Source organism: Pseudomonas sp. GW821-FHT11D10, assembly GCF_058808435.1.
In genome coordinates this window covers 940,380-952,437 of sequence record NZ_JBXARR010000001.1, presented here as the reverse complement: position 1 = coordinate 952,437, position 12,058 = coordinate 940,380, and the positions used below count along the sequence as shown (strand labels likewise).

Here is a 12,058-nt window from a genome sequence, read left to right as displayed (position 1 = left end):
CGCTACTTAAAACATCTTCACTTGACGCCACTAAAGAGTTTGGTGTTTCCTGAAACCGGTTTCAGACAATAAGAAGATCCAACCGTGAACGATTTCTCCGCCGCCCAGCGCAGCCGCGTCACCATGCTCGACGTCGCCGAACACGCTGGCGTGTCCAAGGCCAGCGTCTCGCGCTTTATCGGCGACGACCGTGCCCTGCTCTCCGATGCCATCGCCCAGCGCATCGAGCAAGCGATTGCCGAACTTGGCTACCGCCCCAATCAAATGGCCCGAGGCCTGAAGCGTGGCCGCACCCGCCTGATCGGCATGCTGGTGGCCGACATCCGCAACCCTTATTCGATTGCCGTGATGCACGGGGTGGAAACCGCCTGCCGCCGACACGGATACAGTCTGGTGGTGTGCAACACCGACCGCGATGACGAGCAGGAGCGCCAGCACCTGGCGCTGTTGCGCTCGTACAACATCGAAGGGCTGATCGTGAACACCCTGGGTCATCACCGGGATGAGCTGGACGAGTTGAAGCGGGAGATGCCGCTGGTGCTGGTGGATCGCAAGGTCGACGGACTCGACAGCGACATGGTCGGGTTGAACAACCCGCAAGCGATCGAAATGGCGCTCGAACATCTTGAGCAACGCGGTTATCGCGATGTGCTGCTGGTGACGGAGCCTTTTGACGGCACCAGTTCGCGGATCGAGCGGGTCAGCAGCTTTCAGCAGCAGATTGGCCAGCGCGAAGACATGCATGGCGCGGTGTTGGAAACCGGCTTGAGTCTTGCGAACGACCTTCAAACCTTTTTGAACACACCTGATTCGGGCCCGAAAGCCCTGTTCTGCGCCAATGGCGTGGCGGCGCTGGCTTGCACTCTGGCCTTGCGCGAGATCGGTTGCCGATTATTTGAGGATGTCGGGCTGATCGCACTGGATGATCTGGACTGGTATCCGTTGGTGGGTAGCGGGATTACTGCCCTTGCCCAGCCTACTGAGGAGATGGGTGCGCGGGCGTTTGAGTGTTTGCTCAAGCGTTTGCGCGGGGATGATGAAGCGGCGCGGACGCTGGATTTTGCGCCGGTGCTGATTGAGCGCGGCTCGACGCGCGGATTTTGTGGTGACTGACATGGCCTCTTCGCGGTCAAGTCGAGTCGTCGCACCGCCGCTCCCACAGGGGAACGCATTCCAAATGTGGGAGCGGGCTTGCCCGCGAAGGGGCCCGAAAGAGCGCTGCACAACTTGATGATTTTTTTTGAACAAAAATGAAACCGGTTTCAGAGGTAGATAACAATGAATAAACCTGCCGTTTCCATCAGCCTTTCCAGCTACGGCGCCGACCTTGTTCGCCGCCATGGCCAGGCTTCGTTCATCGAAGTGCTGGCCGCTGCCGGCGCCAATCGCATCGAATGGCGCGAAGAGCTGCTGACCAACGAAGTCCCGGAACAACTCTCCACCGCCACGCAAGCTCAAGGCCTGCAAAGCATCTATTCCTCGCCCACCGAACTGTGGCTCGCCGGTCAGTCGCGGTCCAATCCCGAACTCATCACTGCGCTGCAAAACGCCGAAGCGTTCGGTTCGAAGTGGCTGAAGGTTTCCCTTGGTTTCTTCACCGACAACAACGATCTGCAGACGCTGGCGCAAATCCTTGCGCAAAGCCCTGTGCAGTTGCTGGTAGAGAATGATCAGACCCTGCACGGCGGTCGCATCGAACCGTTTCAACGTTTCTTCGCCGCCGTCGAGCAACACAACCTGCCGATCAAAATGACCTTCGACATCGGCAACTGGCAGTGGCAAGACCAGTCCGCCACCAGCGCCGCACGGCTGTTGGGCCGCCACGTCGGTTACGTGCATTGCAAAGCCGTGGCCCGCCGTGCCGACGGGAAACTGGTGGCCGTGCCGCCGGCTGCCACTGACCTGCATCTGTGGGAACAACTGCTGCGGCACATGGCCCAAGGGGTCATGCGCGCCGCCGAATACCCGTTGCAGGGCGAAGACCTGGTGCAACTCACCACCGAACACGTCGCCACCCTCGCCCGCCTCGGCCAGTCCCGCCTGGAGCCTGCTCATGTCTGAGATCGATATTCTGTCGTTCGGCGAAACCATGGCGATGTTTGTCGCCGAACAGAGCGGTGATCTGGCCTCCGTCGAGCAGTTTCACAAACGGATTGCCGGGGCGGACAGCAACGTCGCCATCGGGCTGTCTCGACTGGGCTTCAAGGTGGCGTGGCTTAGCCGTGTCGGTGCCGATTCGCTGGGACGCTTTGTCGTCGAAACCCTGGCTCGCGAAGGCCTGGATTGCAGCCATGTCGAAGTCGACAACGCGCATCCAACCGGTTTCCAGCTCAAGTCGCGCAACGATGACGGCAGCGATCCGACGGTCGAGTACTTCCGTCGCGGCTCGGCGGCCAGTCATCTGTCGCCGCAATCAATCACCTCGACGCTATTTGGTGCCCGGCATCTGCACGCCACCGGCATTCCGCCAGCGCTGTCAGCCTCTGCCCGGGAAATGTCCCATGAACTGATGACCCGCATGCGCAACGCAGGACGCAGCGTGTCGTTCGACCCGAACCTGCGCCAGAGCCTGTGGGCCAGCGAACGGGAGATGATCCGCGAGATCAACCGCCTCGCCGCCCTCGCCCACTGGGTATTGCCGGGGTTGAGCGAAGGCCGGCTGCTGACCGGGTTTGAAGACCCGGCTGACATCGCCGCGTTCTATCTGGATCAGGGCGCTGAAGCGGTGGCGATCAAACTCGGGCCGCAGGGTGCGTATTACCGAACGCATCTGGATCAGGGGTTTGTCGCCGGGGTGCCGGTCGAAACCGTGGTCGATACGGTCGGTGCCGGGGATGGATTTGCGGTCGGGATGATCAGCGCCCTGCTGGAGCACCAGAGCTTTCCCGAGGCGGTCAGACGTGGCAACTGGATTGGCAGCCGGGCGGTGCAGAGCCGTGGTGACATGGAGGGTTTGCCGACCCGATCCGAACTCACCGCTGATCGTTCCCACGCTCCTGCGTGGGAATGCAGCCCGTGACGCTCTGCGTCACATGGGACGCGGAGCGTCCCCGGAGGCATTCCCACGCGGACGGTTCGACGCCTCGACGTGGGAACGAGCAAGCAATAAACCATTGAACCTGCTGCGACAAAAACAACAAGCTCAGGAGCAAGACCATGAAAACCGCAACCCTCGCCACCCGCCGCTGGTGGTACATCATGCCGATCGTGTTCATCACCTACAGCCTGGCGTACCTGGACCGCGCCAATTACGGATTCGCTGCCGCGTCCGGAATGGCTGAGGACCTGATGATCACCCCGGGCCTGTCGTCCCTGCTCGGCGCGCTGTTCTTCCTCGGCTACTTTTTCTTCCAGGTGCCCGGCGCGATCTACGCGCAGAAGCACAGCGTCAAGAAGCTGATCTTCGTCAGCCTGATCCTCTGGGGCGGGCTCGCCACGTTGACCGGCGTGGTCTCCAACGCCTATTGGCTGATCGTCATCCGCTTCATGCTCGGCGTGGTCGAAGCGGCGGTGATGCCGGCGATGCTGGTCTATCTCTGTCACTGGTTCACCCGCGCCGAACGCTCTCGGGCCAACACCTTCCTGATCCTCGGCAACCCGGTAACGATGCTGTGGATGTCGGTGGTTTCGGGCTATCTGGTGCAGCATTTCAGCTGGCGCTGGATGTTCATCATCGAAGGTCTGCCGGCGGTGCTCTGGGCATTCATCTGGTGGAAGCTGGCCGATGATCGTCCGGCCCAGGCCAAGTGGCTCAACGACCAGGAAAAGCACGATCTGGAAAGCGCGCTCGCCGCTGAACAGGTCGGGATCAAAGCGGTGAAGAACTACGCCGAAGCCTTCCGTTCGCCGAAGGTGATCATTCTGGCGCTGCAATTCTTCTGCTGGAGCATCGGCGTCTACGGCTTCGTGTTGTGGCTGCCATCGATCCTCAAGGCCGGCGCGCAGATGGACATGATCGAGGCCGGCTGGCTGTCGGCCCTACCTTATCTGGCGGCAGTGATCGGCATGCTGCTGGTGTCGTGGGGCTCGGACAAACTGCAAAAGCGCAAACGCTTCGTCTGGCCACCGCTGCTGATCGCCTCGGTGGCGTTCTACGGCTCCTACGCCTTGGGCGCGGAGCATTTCTGGTGGTCGTACACGCTGCTGGTGATTGCCGGCGCCTGCATGTACGCGCCGTATGGGCCGTTCTTCGCCATCGTCCCGGAGATTCTGCCGGCCAACGTTGCCGGTGGCGCCATGGCGCTGATCAACAGCATGGGCGCCCTCGGTTCGTTTGGCGGTTCGTATCTGGTCGGTTACCTGAACAGCTCCACCGGTTCGCCCGGCGCTTCGTATCTGTTGATGAGCGGCGCGCTGATGCTCTCGGTAGTGCTGACGATTTTCCTCAAGCCCGGCCCCAGCGACCGGGTGACGGCCAAGCGCGTCGCACCGCGTCCGCAGCCGGCTCATTCCTGAATTGATAGAGAGATGACTGCGATGAAAAAGCAGGTTGTGCTGTACAAGAAACTGTCGCCGCAATTGATGGCGCGTCTTGAGGAACAGGTCGATGTGACGCTGATCGACAGCCTCGACGCCGATGGCCTGATGAAACTGCGCGACGCCCTGCCGGTTGCTCACGGCTTGCTCGGCGCGAGCCTGAAACTGGACGCGGCGCTGCTCGATCTGGCGCCGAAGCTTGAAGCGATTTCCAGCGTTTCGGTGGGTGTCGACAACTACGATATTGATTACCTGACCCGACGCCGGATCCTGCTGACCAACACCCCGGACGTGCTCACCGAAACCACCGCTGACACCGGTTTCGCGCTGATCCTGGCCACCGCCCGGCGCGTGGTGGAACTGGCGAACATGGTGCGCGGCGGCCACTGGCACCGCAGCATCGGCCCGGCGCATTTCGGTACCGATGTGCATGGCAAGACGCTGGGCATCATCGGTATGGGGCGTATCGGCGAGGCATTGGCGCAGCGCGGGCATTTCGGGTTCGGGATGCCGGTGATCTATCACAGCCAGTCGCGCAAACCGGCGGTCGAAGAACGTTTTGATGCGCAGTACCGCAGTCTGGAGGATCTGTTGCGGCAGGCGGATTTCATCTGTCTGACCTTGCCGCTGACGGCGCAGACTGAAGGTCTGATTGGCGCCGAACAGTTCGCGTTGATGCGCCCGGAAAGCATCTTCATCAATATTTCCCGGGGCAAGGTGGTGGACGAGGCGGCGATGATCGACACTTTGCGACATAACCGGATTCGCGCGGCGGGGCTGGATGTGTTTGAACGCGAGCCGCTGAATCATGACTCGCCGTTGTTGCAGCTGAACAATGTGGTGGCGACGCCGCACATGGGTTCGGCGACCCATGAAACGCGTGAAGCGATGGCGCAGTGTGCGGTGGAGAATCTGTTGGCGGCGCTGGCGGGAGAAAGGCCCGCCAACCTGGTGAATCCTCCACTCTGATCGAGGTCAGGCGCTGCGCACCTGGAGAAGTTGCGCAGCGCACAAGGCAATCCGCGAACACGCGTCCGCCAGCTTCACCCGATCCACCACCAGCCCGATGCGAATATGCCCCGCCGCACTCGGTCCGAACGCCTCACCGGCCAGCACCGAAACCCCATACCCCTCCAGCAACCGCTCGGCAAAATCCTGCGCGCCGAGCCCGGTCTGGCGTACATCGACCATCACGAACATCCCGCCATCCGGTTTGATCGGATACAACCCCGGACAGCCGCGCAAGCGCTCGCACACCAGATCCCGACGCAACCGGTATTCCTCGCGCATCTGCGTCACCTCCGGCAGATCCTTCTCCAGCGCGATTTGCGCCGCTTTCTGCACAAAGTCCGGCAGACCGAACAACATGCTCAGCGACAGATTCACCAGATGCTCGGCCAACGGTTTCGGCCCGATCATCCAGCCAATCCGCCACCCGGTCATCGCATGGGATTTCGACAGGCTGTTGATGGTCGCGGTGCGCTCGGCCATGCCCGGCAGGCTCGCCGGGCTGACGTGCTCGCCTTCGTATAACAATTCGCTGTAGACCTCATCGCTGATCAGCCACAGGTCATGACGGATGCACAACGCCGCCAGCTCCTGCCAGATCAGCAGCGACAGGCTCGCACCGGAGGGATTGTTGGGACTGTTGAGCAGCATGGCCCGCGTCTTCGGGGTGATCCGTGCCGCGACATCCACCGGGTCGACGCGAAAGCCGTTTTCCGGACGAACCGGAACAGGCACCACGGTAGCTCCGCAAGCACCGAACACACCTTCATAAGTCACGTACATCGGTTCGGCGACGATCACTTCATCGTCCGGATCCAGCAGACACTGCGCTACCGAATACACCGCGCATTGCGCGCCGGGCAGCACGATCACATGCTCGGCATCCACTTCCTGGCCACTGTTGCGCCGATGGCGCTCGGCAATCCGCTTGCGCAGCTCCAGCCGGCCGCGCACTTCGGAATAGTGGGTATCGCCGGCCAGCAGGCTGTCGATGGCCCCGTGGATGATCGGCAGCGGCGTATCAAAATCCGGATCGCCCACGGACAGCAGCAACACATCGATCCCTTCGGCGCGTAACTCCAGCGCTCGGTCGTGAATCCGCCAGGCCGCTGCTCCCTCCCCGGCGATTCGTTGGGTCAAGGCTGAATAGCGCATGTACGTCTCCTGATTGCGCGGTCTCCAGCCTTCACCCTATCTCAAATCAAGAAACGCGCCACTTTCCGGGGCTGCTACCTGTCAGGTTTGACAGTATCGGGAATTACCGGGCTACCGCTTAATAGTCCTGAGCCTGTAAGGCGCTGGAGCCACGGGCGACACGTTCAGGAGATAAGGACATGGCCACGATTCCCGCATTGAAGATCACACGCGCGCTTGCCAGCCACGGTGAGTCGAACAATCCGGTCTACCCCCAGAAAAATCTGCTGCCCTTCTGGGCGTGGCTATTCGACCTTGAGCTGGAAGTCAGCCGTCCATGGCCCGGTTCCGCTATTGGAGGACAGACTGACGAGGTGACACTGTGGGTGAAATTACCCGGAGGACCCTGGACGGAGGCCGAAAAGTACAAGCTTCCTGGCCTGATCACGTTTCCTCTGAAACTGAAACTGCCCCAGAAACACCTGACGGTTGGCATCACGGAAATTCAATTTAAGGTGGTCAACCACGACGGAACGCAGCACGAGTCAGAACCGACTTTATTCACCATTGAAGATCGCGTACCGCTTGATGGCGCAACCCCGGACGAACCGATAGTGCCAGAAGAGACGACAACTGGCCCCGGTGTGACCACCGGTTACCTGAACGCACACTGCAATGTTGTCCAGATCAGGATTCCTGGGCACCCCGGATATGTACACGGTGACACCGTTCAAGTCTTCTTCGGGCCACCCAATGCACCTGAAGTGATTGAAGTGCTGGTCAATCACCTCGGGGGAGAGACAGTGGTGCCATTACCGGGCTGGATCTTTGTGAATATCGGTAATGGCGTTTACCTGTTGCATTATCGGATCAAGAGCCGCGCAGGCGTCTCGTCGAAGGATTCGATGGCGGAATTTATCAGGGTAGCTATCGCTTGACCTGAACCGCCGCTCAAATCACAAACCGCGCCACCATCGCATTCAAATCCACCGCCAGGCGCGACAGTTCGTGGGTCGCGGCGCTGGTTTGATTCGCGCCGGCAGCCGATTGGGTGGCCAGGTCGCGGATGTTGACCAGGTTGCGGTCAACCTCGCGGGACACCTGCGCCTGCTCTTCAGAAGCGCTGGCGATCACCAGGTTGCGTTCGTTGATCTGGTGAATCGATTGAGTGATCTGCTCCAGCGCCACGCCGGCGGCACGGGCCATTTCCAGGGTGGACTGGGTGCGCTGGTTGCTTTGCTGCATCGACTCGACCGCTTCGCCGGTGCCGTTCTGAATGCCGGCGACCATTTTTTCGATTTCCTGGGTCGATTGCGCGGTGCGATGAGCCAAAGCGCGAACCTCGTCCGCTACCACGGCGAAACCGCGTCCCGCTTCACCGGCACGGGCTGCTTCGATGGCGGCGTTGAGCGCCAGCAGGTTGGTCTGTTCGGCGATGGCGCGGATCACGTCCAGCACCTTGCCGATGTCGCGGCCCTGAGCGGCCAGGCCTTCGATCATTTGCGCGGTGTTCTGCACGTCGTGGGTCATGGTCTGGATCGCGTCGACGGTTTTCACCACTTGATCGCGACCTTCGCGGGCGGCGTGGGTCGACTGGTTTGAGGCTTCGGAAGTCGACACCGCGTTGCGTGCGACCTCTTCCACCGCAGCGGTCATTTCGTTGACGGCGGTGGCGGCTTGTTCAATTTCATCATTCTGCTGTTGCAGGCCACGGGACGCTTCTTCGGTCACGGCGCTGAGTTCTTCAGCGGCGGCGCCCAGTTGCGTAGCGGAGCCGGCGATCTGTTCGATGGTCTTGCGCAGGTTGGTCTGCATCGCGGCCAGCGCTTCAAGCAGGCGCGCCGGTTCGTCCTTGCCGTCGACTTCAATGGCTTTGGTCAGGTTGCCGCCGGCGATGGTTTGCGCGGCAGCGACGGCGCGGTTCAGCGGGGTGACGATGCTGCGGGTCAGCAGCCACGCCAGCAGCACGGTCAGCAACGCAGCCATCACGGCCACCACGATGATCCCGGTGATCGCGCCGCTGTACTGGTCACCGGCCTGGGACGACGCGGTTTTCGCATCAGCCGAGTTGATCGCAATCAGTTGGTTGAGTTGTTCGCCCATTTTGTCGGTGCCGTCCTTGATCTTTGTGTTGATCAGGGTACGCATCTCATCGACCTTGTCCTGACGCGACAGATCCATCATCTGGTTTTGCGCTTGCAGGTAGTTGTCGAGCGTCGTCGCGAAAGTCTGATACAGCGCGCGCTCTTCCGAACCGGCCGGCAGTGCCGCGTAACTGGCCTGGGCGGCGCGCACCTTGTCCACCAGCACGCCGATGCGGGTCTGGGCTTCCTGCAAACCGGCCGGGTCGCGGTTGACCAGAATGCGGAACGAGAGGATACGCAGGCGCAGGACGTTTTCCGTGACCACGGCAAGTTGCGTGACGCTCGGCAACTGCGTCGACTCCATCTCCAGCGACGCCTGGCGGATGATCGACATGCGGTTGATGGCGAACACGCCGAGCACGATCACCAGCAAGGCGATGAAGGCAAAACCGAGGAAGGCACGAGGCGCGATATTCAGATTACGCAAGGACATAGGAGGACTCTCGGATGATTGAAACTACGAGCGTCCATGCCGTGATCACTGGCCCGTGGAGTGGGCTTCAGTCCGGCGTCACTGTTTTGGGAAGTCTTGTGCGCGCCTGACTTCTGTATCGGCCAGGCTTGAGGAATTTCGCGGGGAAAGATGAAATATTTTTCAAGGTGTTGCGGGTGTTTCAGCGGTGAAACACCCGCAGCTTTAGATGATGGGCGGCAGGTCAGGCCGGGGTTGCCATGCGCCAGACGCGAGCGATGTCTGTGGCACGTTCGCGCAATAGACGGGGTGCTTCGGCGCAGGCCTGTTCAAGGGTCATCGGGCCGCTGGTGACGGCGAAGGCGGCGTCGATGCCGTGATCGTAGAGTTCCTGATAACCCTCGCCCAAGGTGCCGGCGATGACGATCACGGGAACGTCGTGTTGCTTGGCGATTCGCGCTACGCCGAACGGGGTTTTACCGCGCAGGGTCTGGGCATCGAAGCGTCCTTCGCCGGTGATGACCAGATCTGCGCCCTTCACCGCATCGGCCAGCCCGACCAGTTCCGCGACCACTTCGACCCCGGCCTGGAACCGTGCGCCGAGAAACGCCTTGGCGGCAAAACCCAGTCCGCCTGCTGCACCGCTGCCCGGTTCATCCCGAACATCGTTGCCCAGCGCTTGCGCGCAGAGTTCGGCGAAGTGACCGAGGGCCTGATCCAGTTGTTGCACTTGCGCGGGTGATGCGCCCTTTTGCGGGCCGAAAATCGCCGAGGCGCCGTGGGGGCCGCACAGCGGATTGTTGACGTCGGCGGCGATATCGAAGCGGACTTGCGCCAGACGTGGGTCGAGTTCGCTCAGGTCCAGACGTGCGAGTTGCGCCAGCGCCAGACCGCCCGGCACCAACGATTGCCCTTGAGCATCCAGCAGTTTCACGCCCAGCGCCTGCATCGCGCCGGCGCCACCGTCGTTGGTGGCGCTGCCGCCGATGGCCAGAATGACGCGTTGTGCGCCGGCATCCAGCGCGGCGCGAATCAGTTCACCGGTGCCGAAGGTGCTGCTGATGCACGCATCACGCTGCCCCGGCGGCACCAGTTGCAGACCGCTGGCCTCGGCCATCTCGATGATTGCGGTGTGGTTGTGCGGCAGCCAGCCCCATGCGGCTTCGACCGCTGCGCCCAACGGGCCGCGCACGCGGGTGCGGTGCAGTCCACCTTCACACGCGGCGAGAATCGACTCCACCGTCCCTTCGCCACCGTCGGCCATCGGGCATTTGACCAGCGTCGCCTGCGGCCAGACCTGCGCCAGGCCCCGCGCGATGGCTTCTGCAACGCCTTGGGCACTCAGGCTGTCCTTGAACGAATCGGGGGCGATTACGATTTTCATGCGAATTCTCCAGTTCCAATGCCCCTCATGCTGCCAGTCGCCTTGCGCGTTGACGCCTGTCCGCTGCACAAGTTGGATTGGCGTTTATTGTTCATTTTCACAAAGCCAGGGATTTCGGTGCTGAATGTTCCACCGCCATCGTCGGATCGCCGCCCGGAGCAGGCTCGCTCCCACAGAGGAATGGATTCCAAATGTGGGAGCGAGCCTGCTCGCGATAGCATTATCCGAGGTGCCGAATAAACCTCAGTCAGTCTGTGGCAGCAATTGCACCCCCAGGTACAACGCCAGCATGCCATCGAGTTTCAGCGGATCGACCCCGCTCAACTCGGCAATTCGCTCCATTCGGTAACGCAGGCTGTTGCGGTGAATCCCCAAGGCATCGGCGCAAGCCTGGCTCTGCCCGTCGTGATCGCACCAGCTGCGCAGGGTCGCGAGCAACTGGCCGTTGCTGTCCTTGGCAATGACCTTGCGCAACGGCTTGAGCAGTTCATCCAGCGCATCATCGTTGCGATGGCGCCAGAGCATCACCGGCAAGCGATAGCGATTGAGGGTGAGCAGCCGTGAACGCGGCAGCACTTCGCGGCCATAGGCGAGTAAATCGCCGACCCGCCGATAGCAACGGCGCAACCCGGCCAGCCCATCGGCTTGCCCGCCGACCGCAATGCGCAGAATGTTCCAGCCGAGGCCATCGAGTTTTTCCAGCAAACGATCATGCTCGACGTTCTGACTCGCCGGTCGACACCACAGCAGCGACGACTTGGCCGAACTCACGCACCAACTGTCCGGATAGCGCGTCATCAGCCAGGCACTCAGCGCCTCGACGGTTTGCCCCGGCCCATGCTCAAGACCCAACTCGAACAGATACGGCACGCGCGTCAGTTGCGGCTTGAGCCCGAGTTGCTGAGCTTCATCCACCAAACGCGGCGAATCCCCCGCTTCACTCAGCAACAACGCGAGCAAGTCATCGCAACGTTGCCGCCGCCATTGCTGCTCGGATTGCTGGTTGCGCTGGCCGACCAACATCTCGGCGGTCATGCGCACCAGTTCGGCGTAAGTGCGCAGTTGCTCCGGCTCGCCGGTAATGCCGAGCACACCGATCAAACGCTGATCGAGCAATAGCGGCAGGTTGATCCCCGGCTGCACGCCCTTCAAATGCACGGCGGTCTGCGCGTCGATCTCCACCACTCGCCCGTTGGCCAGCACCAGTTGCGCGCCTTCGTGACGGGTGTTGATCCGCTCCGGCTCGCCACTGCCGAGGATCAAGCCCTGACTGTCCATGACGTTGACGTTGTACGGCAAAATGGCCATGGCCCGGTCGACGATGTCCTGGGCGAGGTCGTGATCGAGTTCGAACATAGGGGCTGGAATCCTTGAAAACAGGCGCGGACGGTTGTTCACCCGCACAGGGTCTGGCAGCAAACCCTGTGCTCAGGCACAAAGACAATCCGGCCAAAGGTGGCCGAGACTCTCAGGGCGATCAACGTTACCCTTTGCATCGCA

At 61.5% G+C, this 12,058-nt stretch carries 10 protein-coding genes; 6 read left to right on the top strand and 4 right to left on the bottom strand.

The window, feature by feature from the left end; translation table 11 throughout:
• Window positions 1-84 precede the first annotated feature (84 nt).
• The 5 genes from AC1RT4_RS04505 (at window position 85) to AC1RT4_RS04485 (ending at window position 5,445) form a co-directional block, all read left to right on the top strand.
• Window positions 85-1,113 carry a LacI family DNA-binding transcriptional regulator gene (locus AC1RT4_RS04505; protein ID WP_493083815.1) on the top strand — a complete coding sequence of 343 codons (1,029 nt, stop codon included), beginning with the start codon at window positions 85-87 and terminating at the stop codon, window positions 1,111-1,113.
• Window positions 1,114-1,278: 165 nt separating this feature from the next.
• Window positions 1,279-2,061: a sugar phosphate isomerase/epimerase family protein gene (locus AC1RT4_RS04500; protein WP_493083813.1), complete on the top strand. Its 783-nt coding sequence runs from the start codon at window positions 1,279-1,281 to the stop codon at window positions 2,059-2,061.
• Window positions 2,054-3,019, top strand: a complete 966-nt coding sequence (locus AC1RT4_RS04495; RefSeq protein ID WP_493083811.1) for a sugar kinase — start codon at window positions 2,054-2,056, stop codon at window positions 3,017-3,019. Before AC1RT4_RS04500 ends, AC1RT4_RS04495 begins: the two co-directional genes overlap by 8 nt.
• A gap of 137 nt (window positions 3,020-3,156) precedes the next feature.
• A complete protein-coding gene (locus AC1RT4_RS04490) occupies window positions 3,157-4,455 on the top strand; it encodes an MFS transporter (protein WP_493083809.1) in 1,299 nt (432 codons plus the stop codon).
• Between the two features lie 21 nt (window positions 4,456-4,476).
• Window positions 4,477-5,445 carry a 2-hydroxyacid dehydrogenase gene (locus AC1RT4_RS04485; RefSeq protein ID WP_493083807.1) on the top strand — a complete coding sequence of 323 codons (969 nt, stop codon included), beginning with the start codon at window positions 4,477-4,479 and terminating at the stop codon, window positions 5,443-5,445.
• A 6-nt stretch (window positions 5,446-5,451) separates the two neighbouring features.
• Here AC1RT4_RS04485 and AC1RT4_RS04480 read toward each other — a convergent pair whose 3' ends face one another.
• Window positions 5,452-6,639 carry a pyridoxal phosphate-dependent aminotransferase gene (locus AC1RT4_RS04480; protein ID WP_493083805.1) on the bottom strand — a complete coding sequence of 396 codons (1,188 nt, stop codon included), beginning with the start codon at window positions 6,637-6,639 and terminating at the stop codon, window positions 5,452-5,454.
• Window positions 6,640-6,818: 179 nt separating this feature from the next.
• On the opposite strand from AC1RT4_RS04480, the gene AC1RT4_RS04475 reads away from it, so the two are divergent.
• A complete protein-coding gene (locus tag AC1RT4_RS04475; RefSeq protein ID WP_493083803.1) occupies window positions 6,819-7,556 on the top strand; it encodes a hypothetical protein in 738 nt (245 codons plus the stop codon).
• A gap of 13 nt (window positions 7,557-7,569) precedes the next feature.
• On the opposite strand, the gene AC1RT4_RS04470 is transcribed toward AC1RT4_RS04475, so the two are convergent.
• From AC1RT4_RS04470 to AC1RT4_RS04460, 3 genes are all read right to left on the bottom strand, one after another.
• A complete protein-coding gene (locus AC1RT4_RS04470; RefSeq protein ID WP_493083801.1) occupies window positions 7,570-9,195 on the bottom strand; it encodes a methyl-accepting chemotaxis protein in 1,626 nt (541 codons plus the stop codon).
• Between the two features lie 223 nt (window positions 9,196-9,418).
• The gene (locus tag AC1RT4_RS04465) at window positions 9,419-10,558 is read right to left on the bottom strand and encodes a glycerate kinase (RefSeq protein ID WP_493083799.1); all 1,140 of its coding nucleotides are present in this window, start codon (window positions 10,556-10,558) and stop codon (window positions 9,419-9,421) included.
• Between the two features lie 243 nt (window positions 10,559-10,801).
• The gene (locus AC1RT4_RS04460) at window positions 10,802-11,914 is read right to left on the bottom strand and encodes a sugar diacid recognition domain-containing protein (RefSeq protein ID WP_493083797.1); all 1,113 of its coding nucleotides are present in this window, start codon (window positions 11,912-11,914) and stop codon (window positions 10,802-10,804) included.
• Window positions 11,915-12,058: the final 144 nt, after the last annotated feature.